Genomic DNA, 14,740 nt, shown 5'->3' with positions numbered 1-14,740 from the left:
TATCAAAAGGTTTCACTTTTGTAAAAAGGTGGTAGACCGTATTATGTGTCCTATTATTTCAGAAAGGAATGAAAACAATGGTACAACATATACGTTTAGGTAAATCTGATCTAAAAGTGAATCCTATTGGCCTTGGCACAAATGCGGTGGGCGGACATAATTTATATCCTGATTTAGATGAAGAAGCAGGCAAGAATGTTGTTCGTACAGCAATTGATCATGGCATAAATTTTCTGGACACAGCGTTTATTTATGGCCCAGAACGTTCAGAAGAGCTGACAGGACAAGTAGTGAAGGAACACGGGAAACGTGATGAGATTGTCCTTGCAACAAAAGGAGCTCATCAATTTAAGGGCGATGACGTTGTGTTTAATAACTCGCCTGCCTTTTTAAAAGAAGCGGTGGACTCTAGCCTGAAACGGCTGCAGACGGATTATATTGATTTGTTCTATATTCATTTTCCCGATGAAGAAACGCCTAAGGATGAAGCTGTAGGTGCGTTGAAGGAATTGAAGGATGCCGGTAAAATACGCTCGATTGGGGTGTCCAACTTTTCTGTGGATCAGTTGAAAGAAGCGAACAAAGACGGTTACGTTGATGTAATTCAGTCAGAATACAATTTGTTCAAGCGTGGGGCAGAACAAGAATTGCTTCCCTATACAGCGGCGAATGATATTACTTTCGTTCCCTATTTTCCGCTGGCATCAGGTTTGTTAGCAGGTAAGTATGATAAAAACTCAACATTTGATGACATTCGTGTGGAAAACCCTCTTTTCCAAGGTGAAGAGTTTGTACGGAATCTGGAAAAAGTAGAGAAAGTCCGTGATATTGCAGAATCTAAAGGTGTGAAGGTTCCCCATGTTGTGCTTGCCTGGTATTTAACCCGTGATTCCGTTGACGCAATCATTCCTGGGGCGAAGCGGAAAGACCAGGTTGTTGATAATTTGCGGACATTGGATGTTAAGCTTACGGATGATGAAGTGAACCAGATTGATAAGATATTCTCATAAGTGATGAAAGCCTGCCCTAGTTGGGTGGGCTTTTTTAAATTAGAACCGGATTTTGATGCAGGAAAAAAGTCGTTTAGGAATAATAATATTAATCTTATAAAGGGGAATCAATTTCATAATTGCTTTTTTAAAACGTCAAAGATTGGCAGAATATAAGGCTCTTTTCTAAAAAGGTTCAAACTGAATTCTTATCCAGCAGATTTTAGTTTCCGATTTATAAAGAAATTGGATCAGTTTCTATCCATGTTGCTTCACATCGCCCCCCTTATCCTGGAGACTTAGCTCCGTTATGGTATGAGAGCTCGGGGTGGCTGGGAAACGACTCGCTTTCCTGCGGCCCCACACGACGTGGGGTCGTTCGACGTTGGCACAGGACGTGCCGAACTTAGTCGAACTTCCTCTATTAGGTTTTAGCCGAACATTATCTAAACAGCAAGCCTCCTCAGGCGAAGCCTTCCGGGATCTCGCCGTTTCCTCAAACGGAGCCATTCGTATTCCGAATGAGTCTCCGATGTTCAGAGGATTTTACCCACCATGATGTAGCATAATAACCGCGTCACAGAGATTTTCAGCTCTCTGATAAGAAGTTTTTCTGTCGTTTTGGGTGACGTGAACCTGGAGTGTTTCCGTTCTTCTCACAAACACAAGGAGGTCCGGGAAATTGCGAGACTCCTGTGGGATGAACATGACAGGTGAGACCCCGGAGGACGGAGTCCGAGGAGACTCAGCGCATGCCTACGGAAAGCGAGTGATTTCCCCGGACCTCCTTCTCCACCCAAGGAAACGGAAACCTATCTCGAGATGGAGTCTTCCAGATTACTGTCTTTAACCTAATAAAAATGATTTCAAATTTCCTACTTGACTAGATTTGGGGAGGTACTTCCTTTTTTGCGTTTTGAATCCCTTGGGGCAGAAGGGGCTTAAATTATGAAATTGATTCAGGGAGTTGAATTAATGATTAAAAAAGAAAGGAATTAGCCGCAGAAGCTGTTGAAACTAGAAGCTATATTAAGGAGAAACCCCGATTATCGCACTAAGTGCCCTCTCATTGAAAATTATTCCCCACGAAATCCTCCTGACATTAACGCCTTGTCGCGATTAATAAAAATTCTACGCTCATTGATACTTTGAATGATTCAGTCCTGCATGTGTTTACCTTCCAAGTAAGTACAGTAAAAAAATAATGACTTTATCTGTAATAGAACAGATATGCATGAAGATAATCGATTGTCATGAACCAGCTGAAGTAGATATTCTCGGGTATTATGATATCAATTTTGACAGGTGTGCATTGTCCAGGATGTATGAGGCTTGCAATGGAATGGAAATATGCATGCTGGTGGGTGTCCGGTATGTGGGTGTGAATCGAGTGATGCACATATCCCCAGACTATAACAAATATAGATTTGCGTGATTTCCTCAGATTGCTTTCCAGGAATCAGGCTACAACTATTCTAAAATCAATGAACTTGCCACATGAAGGGATCAATAAGGGGAGGGTAGATAGATTGGAAAATACACATATATAGCTTTAAATCGTGCATAAAACGAGTTAGTTACGCAAATACCCCACTAAGTCGTGCATATAAATTTGTTGTTTATAAAAAATGTCCGCTCCACTACCAGGAGGCGGCCATTTTTAATAGTATAGATAACCTAATTTTTTAAAAATTCAAATTAACGGTTGCATTTCCGTCCTATCCATCGTAAACTGTTTTATAACAGATAAACAAACTGAATTCTGTTATAAAAAAGGAGGAAGTAAAATGAAAACGAATCAAACGCGACAAACAGTTGGAATACCTTGCCCGCAGTGTGGTGCGGAGATAGAGGGGGGCAACTACACATATATGATGGAGTGTAACCATTGTCTTGCTAAGAAAGAGGAAGAATAATTTTTTTGCCCTTATTGTTATATAACATTCATTGAAAATAACTTATGGTATATAACAATAAGGGTGGGGAGTGCAGATGAAGTCAGCCAGGGGTATCGTGCATGAACTTAAATTAGGAATCTAGTGCAAAACTACAAGGAGGAATTACTATGGGGAATGAGCGCGTTGAAAACTTACATCAACAATGGGAACAATCAGACAGATGGGAAGGGGTAACAAGGCCGTATGAAGCGGAAGATGTTATTCGCCTTAGGGGATCTATAGATATACAACACACATTAGCTGAAAAAGGGTCAGAAAAACTGTGGAAACTGCTTCACGAAGAAGAGTATGTTCATGCACTTGGGGCACTGACCGGAAATCAAGCTATGCAGCAAGTTAAAGCAGGATTAAAGGCAATTTACTTAAGCGGCTGGCAGGTAGCGGCAGATGCCAATTTGTCTGGACACATGTATCCAGACCAAAGTTTATATCCAGCTAACAGCGTTCCACAGGTGGTCAAACGTATTAACCAGGCTCTGCAGCGCGCGGATCAAATTCATCACATGGAAGGAAACAATGAGACAGATTGGTTTGCTCCGATCGTTGCTGATGCGGAAGCAGGGTTTGGCGGGCAGCTGAACGTTTTTGAACTAATGAAGGGGATGATTGAAGCTGGGGCAGCTGCTGTCCATTTCGAGGACCAACTTTCCTCAGAAAAAAAATGTGGACACCTTGGGGGAAAGGTACTTCTGCCAACACAGACAGCTGTACGGAACTTAATTTCAGCTAGGTTTGCCGCTGATACCATGGGTGTCCCAACCATTATCATTGCCCGTACGGATGCAAATGCCGCCGACTTAATTACGAGTGACGTTGACCCAATTGATGGGGAATTTATGACAGGTGAACGGACACCAGAAGGATTTTTCAAAACAAAAGCGGGCATTGATCAAGCAATTGCTCGTGGATTGGCCTATGCCCCTTATGCCGATTTGGTATGGTGCGAGACATCGGAGCCGAATTTAGATGAAGCTAAACGGTTCGCCGAAGCGATTCATGAAAAGTTTCCAGGAAAGCTCTTAGCCTATAACTGTTCGCCATCCTTTAATTGGAAGCATAAACTTGATGATGCGACAATTGCTCATTTTCAGCAAAAGTTAGGTGAAATGGGCTATAAATTCCAGTTCGTCACATTGGCTGGCTTCCATGCCCTTAATCACGGGATGTTTGAGCTTGCCCGCCAGTATAAAGATCGCGGAATGGAGGCCTATTCTGAGCTGCAGCAAGCAGAGTTTGCCAGTGAGCGTTACGGTTATTCCGCGACTCGTCATCAGCGTGAGGTAGGCACAGGTTATTTTGATGAAGTGGCCCAAGTCGTGACAGGGGGGACATCTTCTACAACAGCATTAAAAGGATCAACCGAATCTGAACAATTTAAAAATGAGACAGTAACGCAATCCTAAGTAGTAAGGCTCACCGACTTGAGGTGAGCCTTACTTGCTGTTTCACCCTGCTAGGCACACTCTATCCACCTAATCATAAAATGAAACAGATAACGAACTTCATGGGATCGAACGAAGGGGTGATGATATGGGAGTGCGAACAGGGGATCAGTACAAAAAAAGCATAAATCAGTTGAAAACAGATGTATGGATTAAAGGAGAACGGATAAAGGGGGAGATTTCCGAGCACCCAGCTTTTCGGGGAATCATAAAAAGTCAGGCCGAATTATATGATTTACAACACGTAACGAGATTACAGGACAAGATGACGTATGCTCTTACTTCTGATGAGGAACGTATAGGAATGTCCTATTTAATTCCTAAAACACGAGCTGATCTTGAGCGGCGAAGGGAAATGGTTCAAGTTTGGGCCCGACATTCAGCAGGGTTAATGGGTAGAAGCCCGGATTATATGAATACAGTTTTGGCTGCCTTTGCGAGTTCAGTGCATGTCCTGGAAGGTGAACAGAATTGTTTCCCGGAGCGTCTAAAAAGGTTTTATGAGTATGCCTGCTCACACGATTTATCCTTTACACATACATTCGTAAACCCTCAAAATAATCGTTCAAAATTGGCATTCATAGAAGAAGATGTAACCAATGCTCGAGTAGTTAAACGAATCGAAGAGGGGCTCGTTATCAGAGGAGCAAAACTACTGGCCACTCAAGGGGGCATTACAGATGAGATTATTGTATTTTCATCCCCGGGCATACAGGATAAAGCTCATGCGTTTGCTTTTTCTATTCCAAGTGATACAGAAGGCCTGAAGTTTATCTGTAGGAAATCGTTTGTAGGTGATGATTCAAGCTATAATTCACCACTTAGCTCACGTTTTGAAGAGATGGATTCAATCGTTGTATTTGATGAGGTACTGGTACCTTGGGAACGCGTGTTTTTTTATGACAATATTAAAGCAGCGAACGATTTTTATACAAAAGGAAACTTTGTTCCGTTTACCCTTCACCAAATTGTTTCAAGACAGGTCATTAAGACTGAGTTTATTCTCGGTTTAGCACAAATGATTGTGGACACGATCAATATAAGTGAGTATCAGCACGTCCAAAGCAAAGTGGCGGAGATTATTAAAGGGCTTGAGTCTTCAAAAGCGTTACTACTTACCTCAGAAAAAAACGCTACACGTAACGCTCAAGGGGTCATGATTCCACAGCGGATGCCTCTTTACGTAGCTGTTAATCAGTTTCAAGAAAGTTACCCGAGATTTACTGAGATCATACAATTGCTTGGAGCAAGCGGGATGGTCACGATCCCAGAAGAGGTACAATTTCAATCATCGATCGGAAGTAAACTAGATCATTATTTGCAAGGGTTTGAGATCAAAGGGCGTGAACGTGTTGAACTATTTACTTTAGCTTTCGATCTTTGTATGAGCGGGTTTGGTTCAAGACAATCGTTGTATGAAAGGTTCTTTTTTGGTGATCCGATCAGGTTATCACAAATCATTTATCAAACCTATCAAACAGATACACATACCGCTTTTGTAAAAAAGATGCTGGAAAAAGAACAGGCTGACTAAGAAAGTCAGCTTGTTCTACTTTGTATTTCGTCTTTTAGCACGTTGTTCTAACTGTGAATCAGGCTGTTGATCAGCGACATCTTCTGTTAATCCTTGCTTGTTAACAGTAGGATTAACTTTCCTCTTATCTGAATTGCTTTTCTTACTCATTACCGACACCTCCATGGATTAGTGTGGCTTACTACACTACGTTTATCCACGATTTCTTTTCTTACGGCTGCAAGATAACTTTTATACAATCGTCATGCTTTTCATCAAAAATATCGTAGCCATGCTCTGCTTTATCAAGTGGCAAACGGTGTGTAATAATATCAGTCGGATCAAATTCCTCATTTTTAATCTTTTTATATAATTCGGGCATAAAGTGGATCACTGGTGCTTGCCCCATTTTTAAAGTGATGTTTCTTGCAAAAAAGTCGCCGAGCGGGAACTGGTTATAACGCGTTCCATATACCCCAACAAGACTTACCGTTCCACCTTTTCGTACGACTTTACTTGCCAATTGAATAGCGCCCATTGCTCCACCTTGAAGTTTCAAAGCACTCTCAACCATCTCAGCAACATTTTTCTTTCCGTCCATTCCCACGCAATCAATAACGGCATCAGCGCCGCCGCCCGTAATCTCTTTGATGTGGGAGCCAAGGTCTTTTGTTTTTGAGAAATCAAATACTTCTACCTTGTTTGTGCGCTTAGCGTGTTCCAAACGATATTTTACATAATAAATGGCAATAACCCTTTTTGCGCCTTTCATCCAGGCGAATTTTTGTGCTAACAGACCAACAGGACCGCAGCCGAGGATTACGACCGTATCATCTTTTTTGACTTCTGCTTGTTCAATCCCCCAGTAGGCGGTGGGGATGATATCAGATAAGAACAGTAATTTCTCATCTTCTAGCTCAGCATCCTCTGGTACAACAAATGGGGTGAAGTTCCCATAGGGCACACGTAAGAGTTCAGCCTGCCCGCCTGGAAAACCTCCAAACGTATTGGAATAACCTAAAAACCCGCCAGCTTCGCCGTATTCGTTCGAGTTATCACATTGACTTTCGAGGTCCATCTTACAATACATACATTCTCCACAGGCAACGTTAAATGGTACGATCACCCGATCTCCTTTTTTTACCCTAGTGACTTCTGGGCCGACTTCTTCAACAATGCCCATTGGTTCATGTCCAATGATATAATCTTCAGGGAAGTGGGGGATCATGCCGTGGACTAGATGCAGGTCTGATCCACAGATGGCAGTATTTGTGATTCTTACTAAAATATATCCCTTTTTTTAATGGTTGCATTAGGTACTTCTTTCACTTTGACATCCTTAATTCCTTGGTAAGTAACAGCCTTCATATTGACTTCTCCTTTTCTTATATCAGCAATAGTCGGTAAGTAACAGGTGTGGTTATTCTTTGTCATTTAGCAAAAGCTATGAGGAAATAAAGGAGGTTTTTATTTTTGAGTAAACATAAGAAAAAACAAGAAGCAATTAGTGATCGTGATTATGAACCGGCAGATTATGATCGAAATGACAGCACGTCTCAAGGGTTAGCAACTACCCACGAGCAAGTGTCTGACACATTGACGGAAGGAACCTATGATGCAAAAATTGATCAGGTTGATAAGGATGGCGGGCTAATAAGTCATAAAGGGGAATCAATTAATAGAAAACGCAAGAAATAAAAAAAGCTCACCTTCATTTAGACGGAGGTGAGCTTTACAAGTCTTAGAAGGAGGGAACTTCAGGTCCAACAGCATCTTCTGCTTTGGCTATGAGCTTCTCTAATTCATATAAATGTGTGGTATGGCGGTCAAACTGATCTTTATCTTTTTCATCGAGGGCCCAGTTTATTTTAAAAAGGTTATAATTTCTTGCCAGTAAAAGATCATCCATAGTAGTTATATATCCCTGTTTATAATAGTTTTCAAGCATACTTGCTGACATATAGAAGTTATGATCACCAACTGATAATGGCAAATACCACCCCATTGGATCCACGTAATGAGGGGGAGCTGTCATTACAATCATGTCGTGTTTCTCAAATGAATCCGTTTGTCGGAGTTCTAGATAGGCGGATTCATTAGTATGATCAAAAGCTTGCGTGACGATAAAATAAAAGTTCATAGAAGATCACCTCTTAAGCATAGTTTAGTTGAAAATGATTATCATTGTCAAAGGAATGAATCGTAAACGGATAAACTGTGCTAAAATAACGATAATCATTGATGTAACGAGGAGGAACAATATGAATAAACCTAGGATTCTGATCATTGAGGACGAAGAGAAAATCGCACGTGTATTAGAGCTTGAACTGAGTTATGAAGGGTATGAAGTGGTCAAAGCCTTCGATGGGGTTGAAGGCTTGCAAAAATATCGGGAAGGTCGTTGGGATTTACTTTTGCTTGATGTAATGCTCCCAGGTTTTAGCGGGATTGAAATACTACGAAGGATTCGATCCGATGATCCACAAACAGCCGTAATCATGCTAACGGCGAAAGATTCGATCGAGGATAAAGTATCTGGACTCGATTTAGGGGCCAATGATTATATAACAAAACCCTTTCAAATTGAAGAGTTGCTGGCGAGAGTCCGGGCTGCTTTAAGAAATTATGTCAACTCTGATTCTGAAGAACAGCAAGGGTGGATGGAAGTAGCAGATTTACGGCTGAATGAGCAAACATATGAAGTCTTCAGAAATGAAAACGCCATTGAACTCACCCCAAGAGAATTTAACTTACTTGCTTATTTAATGAAAAATAAACGCCAAGTCCTGAACAGGGAACAAATTTTGGATGCGGTATGGGGCTATGATTATTATGGTGATACAAACGTTGTTGACGTGTACATTCGCTACATACGAAATAAGGTCGATAAACCGTATGATCTTACATTAATTTATACGGTTCGCGGGGTCGGTTACGTGCTGAAGGATCCAAGATGAGATTAACAAATAAGATTCACCTTTATACAACGGTATTATTTGTTTTGCTGCTCGTTTTAATTAATGTAGCTGTTTATTTATCTTTTAGCAGGATGATGTATTCAAGCGAACTGGAACAGACACAAGCTGAGGCTGAACAGATCGTTTCAGGAGTGAATCAAAGTAATCAGAAGAATAAAGATCTTTTACTTGCCTATGTACCGATTAATGGAGTGGTACAAATCGTTTCAAGAAGTGGTGATCTAACTTCTGCTGTTACCTCCCCAGGTTATGGTTATCTTTATGATGATACTGTGCAATTCTACTCTGAAGAGGTTACAAACTTGATTGAGATTCGCGGCACAAAGAACGCTATGGTTTCCTTGCCCGTTATATGGAAAAATGGTGAGGTGGCAAGTTTACAGGTTACGGAAAGTCTAGCGGCAATAGAAAGAAATTTAAACGTGTTGCGAATTGTCTTGATCGTTGTAACGTTACTTGCGATTATCCCCCTTTTTATATCAGCAAGAGTCCTGAGTAAACTGATCACGCGTCCAATCACATCGATGACAACGACGATGCAGGATATTCGTGAGAGTGGACGTTTTAAACGGCTGGATCTTCCTAAAAAGTCTAAGGATGAGTTGTATTTAATGGGGGAGACGTTTAACGAAATGATTGATCTATTGCGAACAAATTATGAGAGACAGGAACAATTTGTCTCCAATGCTTCCCACGAATTAAAGACTCCATTGACTGTGATTGAATCGTATTCAAGTTTATTGAAACGCCGTGGCAAAAATGATGGGCAGATTTTTGATGAGTCGGTTGAAGCTATACACTCGGAAGCGGTTCGCATGAAAGATTTAACTGAGCAACTTTTATTGCTAGCAAAAAGCGATGAACAATGGAACGTAGACATAACGAAGACAAATCTGGAGCGTTTTTTACATGAGACTATCCGTTCCTATGAGAAGGCTTATAAACGAAACGTGGAACTCCACATTGATGAGGATCTGACTACGTTGACTGATGCCCAGAAGCTTAAGCAGCTCTTGTATATTTTCATGGATAATGCAAGGAAGTATAGTGAGGACGGCATTCATGTAAGAGTTTTTAAAGAAAAGGACTATGCTTGTATTCAAATTATAGATCATGGCATTGGGATTGCCGAAGCAGATATAGAAAGAGTGTTTGACCGTTTCTATCGAATAGACAAAGCTCGGTCAAGAAAGTCTGGGGGGGTTGGATTAGGATTAGCTCTCGCTAAAGATTTGGCGAAAGCGGTGGGGGCTGAATTATTTTTGCAAAGTGAGGAAGAAGTCGGAACAAAAGCGACGATAAAACTGCCTCTTTCTCAGTGATTTCTCATTTTTAATTTGTATGATAAGGGTAAAGGGGGATGAGATGATGAGTACAAAGAAGATAATGAGGATTGTGGCCTCACTTGGTGTACTTGTTCTCCTGATTGTTCTTATTTGGCAAGTTGTTCAGAGTGTAACAGCTGCAGAGCCTTTGTCTAAGAATGAGGCGGCGAAACAAGTGGAGGACCAGTACAATGGCACTATAGTACAAGTGGATGAATCTAAAAAAAGTTTTGTCATTACGATTGAATTGGATACGGGGAAATACAAAGTGGTGGTAGGGAAACAAACAGGTGAGATTAGTAACATGGAACGCCTGACTGCTAATCATCCAGAGCAGAATAAGCAGGAAATTAAAAAAAAGGTAAATCAAAAATATAAAGGAGAAGTGATCTCAATCACGGAAAGATCTGAAGGGGAGCAAACCTTTTTTGATGTTATTGTACGGGGGGAGAATGGACAAACGACGCTCACATTATCTGAAACAGGTGAAGTGACAGAAGAACAGACTGTTCCAATGGAGGAGCCTGCTAACGACAAAAAGGAAGACGCAAACACTCGGATAACTAAAGAGCAAGCTAGAGAAATTGCAAAAAATCAAGTAGAGGGGACAATTGAGGATGTTGAATATGAAGAGGAAGATGGACAGTTTTTCTACCTTGTCGATATTGAGCGTGATGATGACCTTGAGGCCACAGTAAGTATAAACGCGATTACAGGCGAGGTTATAGGTACAGGATGGGAAGATTAGAAGGTTGATGGACTTCTGATAACCCAGCTGTTCAGCATAACTGGGGAATCGAAATAGCACATTTCCCCCGGAGTTAACGAAAACTTTTAGGATGTTTATCAAAAAGAACGGTGCCCTGGTTGAGGCCAGGGTTTTATTGTGTAGAAAAATTTATCTTTCTCATGAAATTCTCATTTTGTTATAGGGAAGCTCTCATTTTGCGTGGTTATAGTTAGATTAGAATCAAAAACAAAGGAGGAAGTTTAAAATGAAAAGAAAATTGTTGATAGGTGGTATTGTAGGAGTTGTTGTATTAGGGGGAGCGATTGGAGCGGCTGCTGCAACGGGGCCAAATACGAACGACTCATCAAATCAAACGGCTTCACTTACGGAAGATAAAGTGACTAAGATTGTTACAGACAAGGTCGATGGTACGGTTGAAAAAATTGAAAAAGAAACAGATGACGGCCGACTCATTTTTGAAGTAGATGTAAAAGATAAAAATGGTGTAAAAACGGATGTTGGCGTCGATGCGAAAACAGGAGAGGTTCTTGAAGTTGACCAAAATGATGATCGTGATGACGATTCAGAAAAAGAGGATTCCAATGAGAACGTGAAATTGTCAATGGATGAAGCAACAGCTGTTGCTAAGGAAAAAGCAAAAGGTGAAGTGGTTGAATCTGAATTAGATGATGGTCATTACGATTTTGAGTTTAAAGATGGAAATGATGAATACGAAGTGAAAGTACACGGGGCGAGCGGAGAAGTTATTGAGTTTGAACACGATCAGGATAACGAGTGATCTCTTGGAGCTGCTATCATGGCAGCTCTTTTTTTTTGAATGTTTACATAGTGACGAGTGTTCAAACATATTGTAATCATAATTTCTAGCGGTTTGATATAATGGTAGAGAGACAAAATTAAAGAGGGTTGCTAATGAGGGAATGGATATGAAACCGATTAAGGAATTGATCCTTGCTATAAAGTTTGACAAAGATCAAGTCATTGAAATACCTAGTGAGCTCCAGTTAATTGGACAGGGTAGAAGTGCGGCTGTGTTTAGAGTTGTTGGGTCAATGCAAGCAGTAAAGGTTTTCTATTCCGAACATCACAATTTGGCTGAAAAGGAAGGAAAGATTTATCAGCAGCTTTCCAATTATGTATACTATCCTGAGCTGATTGAAGTGGGCGACGGGTACTTGGTTATAGAGTATTTAGAGGGTATGACTCTTTACGATTGTTTAGTAAGCGGGATTCCAATCACTCCCAGTATGGTAGATATGGTCGATGAAGCATTGAATTATGCTCGTGCGAAGGGATTGAATCCTTCTGACATTCATCTTAGAAATATTATATTGACAAATGATCATAAGATAAAATTGATTGATGTGGTAAGGTTTACTCAGAAAAAAGAGTGTCCTCACTGGCCTGATTTAAAAAGGGCGTATTATTCCTACTATCAAAGACGTTTCTTTCCCAAGAGATTCCCACCATTTTTTATTGAAATGGTCATAAGATTATATAGAAGACGGCTTTTGCCGATAAGGTCATGATGATTGTTTTCATCATGGCTTTTTTTGCATTGAAAAAGTAAAAAACTTCCACCTCAGGTCATCCAGAATCTGGATGACCTGAGGTGGAAGGAAATGGTTATGGTTAGTAACGTAGTTTCATGAGGATATTTTTGATTTCTTCGTCTTGCATGAGGGTGGTTTGATACTTTTTAGTGATCTCGGTTAGAGCTATATCATGATAGAAGAATTCAGTGAAAAATTTAACGAGCGGGTTTGACATAGTTTTTATGCCGTGCCATGTTTGATTCTCCACTCCAGCGAAAAGCATTTCTTTCTCATCAATGATGATGAGTTTATGCCTCTCTAATGCTTCATGTTTTTCGTCGGGCAGAAGCACATGGATATCGCCTAACAAAGTCTGAACCTCTCCAACAGACAAGACTTCAACCTTAATGCCTTGCTTATTATGTGATTCCAATTCGGAAAGCATTGGCTGGATATCGTCACTCCAACCTGATAGGTAAATGGAATGCTCTGCTTGCTCTATAAGATCTTTAACTAATGAGGCGATAGCTGGTCGACCTTGCAATGTCCATACGCGGTCATCGTTAGGTGTCAAAGTATATTTACGATGTTTAAGCTCTTTCACGTTTTCTTCAAACTCATGTGTTAATTTTTTTATAGTCGTTTCTAAAGGTAGTGCATTATAAAGCTTTTTACGTTCATGAAATGAAGTGAGTAGTAAGCCCTTTTCCACTAACCTGTTAAGAACTTCATAAACTTTCGATTTAGGAACATGTGAATACTTTACGATTGAACTAGCATCAAGCGGTTCGTCACTTGCGGTTAATACTTCAAATACTTGACTTTCATATTGAGTGAATCCAAATTTTTGCAGCATAGTTACACCCTCATCTAAAACATTTAGTGCTTAAAGAATACACATATTTATTCATTTCGTAAAATCAATCATTTCCTCTTGTTTTTATGTGGCTATTTGGTTACTATTGTAGTGGTAACCAAATAGAAAGGGACGTTTTATATGAATAAAAAAGTGTATATGTTAGCGGTTGTTTCCTTCGTTGTTGGAACCGTTGAATTAATAATAGGGGGGACGCTGGATTTAGTTGCAGCAGATTTAGACGTGACGCTGGGCCAAGCCGGCCTGCTGATTACCGTCTTTTCACTTGTCTTTGCTATCGCTTCACCGATCTTGCTAACAGTAACTGCTAAGTATGAGCGTAAGAGTTTAACCCTCGTATTCTTATCGATTTTTTTTCTAGGGAATCTGCTTGCATTTTGGAGTCCGAACTATACGGTGATCATGCTTGCTCGAGTCATCTCGGCTGCTAGTGGGTCGTTGCTCGTTGTACTTGGTGTTACGCTTGCGTCTGCAATTGTGAAAAAAGAGTATCGTGCACGTGCGATTGGTATAATCTTTATGGGGATTAGTGGGTCGCTGGTGCTTGGTGTACCGATTGGTTTAACGATTGGTAATGCATTTGGCTGGCGAGCACCGTTTCTATTTATCGCGATCCTAACCTTACTTTCAATGGCAGCTGTGGCTATTTTCTTAGAAAGAATTGAACCTAAACCCGTGATTACTCTTAGGGAACAGATACGTACGTTAAAGGATAATAAAATTTTCACCGCCCAGTTAACGTCGTTTTTATTTTTGACGGGCCACTTAACACTTTATGCTTATTTGACCCCCTTTCTTAAGTCAACGATGGATTTGAATTCGGCTTGGGTGAGCATTGTGTACTTGATCTTTGGAATTGCGGCAGTACTTGGAGGCGGTATCGGCGGTGTTATTTCTGATAAATGGGGAGCTGAGCGGAGCATTATTGCCATAATTGCTTTCTTTGCAGTGGCCATTTTTATGATTCCATTTGTTACATTCTCACTGCCATTATTCTTAGTGGTTATGGTTGTGTGGAGTATGTTGAGTTGGGCGATTACTCCTGCGCAGCAAAGTTATTTGATTCATTCAGCTCCGGAAACTTCCGAGATTCAACAGAGTTTAAATAACTCTGCTTTGCATTTTGGTATTGCTTTGGGATCCACTGTAGGGGCCTTTGTTATTGAACAGGCATCCGTGTCGCACAATGCCTCCGTTGGCGGACTATTTGTTTTACTGGCTCTTGGGACAGCCTATTTCTCCATTACGAGAAACAATAAGGTACGAATATCACACAAGTACATTTCTTGAACAATTAACATTTTCCTCCACCTCAGGTCATCCAAATTCTGGATGACCTGAGGTGGATTTATAGAGTGCTTTTACACAATTT

15 protein-coding genes and 1 pseudogene are annotated in these 14,740 nt (G+C 40.7%); 12 read left to right on the top strand and 4 right to left on the bottom strand.

Features of this window, described 5'->3' with window-relative positions; all coding sequences use genetic code 11:
- The first annotated feature begins 77 nt into the window (after nucleotides 1-77).
- The 5 genes from MUO14_RS04905 to hpaB all read left to right on the top strand — a co-directional run bounded on the left by MUO14_RS04905 (nucleotide 78) and on the right by hpaB (nucleotide 5,923).
- Entirely contained in the window at nucleotides 78-1,010 is a 933-nt protein-coding gene (locus tag MUO14_RS04905; RefSeq protein WP_244753961.1) for an aldo/keto reductase, read from the top strand.
- A gap of 307 nt (nucleotides 1,011-1,317) precedes the next feature.
- Entirely contained in the window at nucleotides 1,318-1,548 is a 231-nt protein-coding gene (locus MUO14_RS04900; protein WP_244753959.1) for a hypothetical protein, read from the top strand.
- Nucleotides 1,549-2,776: 1,228 nt separating this feature from the next.
- Nucleotides 2,777-2,905 carry a hypothetical protein gene (locus MUO14_RS24250; RefSeq protein WP_255822161.1) on the top strand — a complete coding sequence of 43 codons (129 nt, stop codon included), beginning with the start codon at nucleotides 2,777-2,779 and terminating at the stop codon, nucleotides 2,903-2,905.
- Nucleotides 2,906-3,054: 149 nt separating this feature from the next.
- Complete coding sequence (aceA, locus tag MUO14_RS04895) at nucleotides 3,055-4,350, top strand: isocitrate lyase (RefSeq protein ID WP_244753958.1); 1,296 nt, start codon at nucleotides 3,055-3,057, stop codon at nucleotides 4,348-4,350.
- 127 nt (nucleotides 4,351-4,477) lie between these two features.
- Entirely contained in the window at nucleotides 4,478-5,923 is a 1,446-nt protein-coding gene (gene hpaB, locus MUO14_RS04890) for a 4-hydroxyphenylacetate 3-monooxygenase, oxygenase component (RefSeq protein WP_244753957.1), read from the top strand.
- A 15-nt stretch (nucleotides 5,924-5,938) separates the two neighbouring features.
- Here hpaB and MUO14_RS24245 read toward each other — a convergent pair whose 3' ends face one another.
- Complete coding sequence (locus MUO14_RS24245; RefSeq protein WP_255822160.1) at nucleotides 5,939-6,073, bottom strand: hypothetical protein; 135 nt, start codon at nucleotides 6,071-6,073, stop codon at nucleotides 5,939-5,941.
- Between the two features lie 61 nt (nucleotides 6,074-6,134).
- Nucleotides 6,135-7,270: pseudogene (locus MUO14_RS04885) on the bottom strand (zinc-dependent alcohol dehydrogenase).
- Nucleotides 7,271-7,375: 105 nt separating this feature from the next.
- Between MUO14_RS04885 and MUO14_RS04880 the strand changes: the two are divergent.
- Nucleotides 7,376-7,600, top strand: coding sequence for a YozQ family protein (locus MUO14_RS04880; protein WP_244753956.1), 225 nt, complete (start codon nucleotides 7,376-7,378; stop codon nucleotides 7,598-7,600).
- A gap of 43 nt (nucleotides 7,601-7,643) precedes the next feature.
- On the opposite strand, the gene MUO14_RS04875 is transcribed toward MUO14_RS04880, so the two are convergent.
- Entirely contained in the window at nucleotides 7,644-8,042 is a 399-nt protein-coding gene (locus MUO14_RS04875) for a hypothetical protein (RefSeq protein ID WP_244753955.1), read from the bottom strand.
- 121 nt (nucleotides 8,043-8,163) lie between these two features.
- Between MUO14_RS04875 and MUO14_RS04870 the strand changes: the two genes are divergently transcribed.
- The 5 genes from MUO14_RS04870 (at nucleotide 8,164) to MUO14_RS04850 (ending at nucleotide 12,485) form a co-directional block, all read left to right on the top strand.
- Nucleotides 8,164-8,859: a response regulator transcription factor gene (locus MUO14_RS04870; RefSeq protein WP_244753953.1), complete on the top strand. Its 696-nt coding sequence runs from the start codon at nucleotides 8,164-8,166 to the stop codon at nucleotides 8,857-8,859.
- Nucleotides 8,856-10,202, top strand: coding sequence for a sensor histidine kinase (locus tag MUO14_RS04865; RefSeq protein WP_244753951.1), 1,347 nt, complete (start codon nucleotides 8,856-8,858; stop codon nucleotides 10,200-10,202). Before MUO14_RS04870 ends, MUO14_RS04865 begins: the two co-directional genes overlap by 4 nt.
- Before the next feature lie 46 nt (nucleotides 10,203-10,248).
- The gene (locus MUO14_RS04860) at nucleotides 10,249-10,953 is read left to right on the top strand and encodes a PepSY domain-containing protein (RefSeq protein ID WP_244753950.1); all 705 of its coding nucleotides are present in this window, start codon (nucleotides 10,249-10,251) and stop codon (nucleotides 10,951-10,953) included.
- Between the two features lie 247 nt (nucleotides 10,954-11,200).
- Nucleotides 11,201-11,734, top strand: a complete 534-nt coding sequence (locus MUO14_RS04855) for a PepSY domain-containing protein (protein ID WP_244753946.1) — start codon at nucleotides 11,201-11,203, stop codon at nucleotides 11,732-11,734.
- A gap of 148 nt (nucleotides 11,735-11,882) precedes the next feature.
- A complete protein-coding gene (locus MUO14_RS04850; protein ID WP_244753943.1) occupies nucleotides 11,883-12,485 on the top strand; it encodes a serine/threonine-protein kinase in 603 nt (200 codons plus the stop codon).
- Between the two features lie 103 nt (nucleotides 12,486-12,588).
- On the opposite strand, the gene MUO14_RS04845 is transcribed toward MUO14_RS04850, so the two are convergent.
- A complete protein-coding gene (locus MUO14_RS04845; protein ID WP_244753941.1) occupies nucleotides 12,589-13,347 on the bottom strand; it encodes a TrmB family transcriptional regulator in 759 nt (252 codons plus the stop codon).
- 141 nt (nucleotides 13,348-13,488) lie between these two features.
- Between MUO14_RS04845 and MUO14_RS04840 the strand changes: the two genes are divergently transcribed.
- Entirely contained in the window at nucleotides 13,489-14,658 is a 1,170-nt protein-coding gene (locus MUO14_RS04840) for an MFS transporter (RefSeq protein WP_244753940.1), read from the top strand.
- Nucleotides 14,659-14,740: the final 82 nt, after the last annotated feature.

The organism is Halobacillus shinanisalinarum, from assembly GCF_022919835.1.
Taxonomy (GTDB): domain Bacteria; phylum Bacillota; class Bacilli; order Bacillales; family Halobacillaceae; genus Halobacillus_A; species Halobacillus_A shinanisalinarum.
This window is presented reverse-complemented; position numbering and strand designations above follow the sequence as displayed.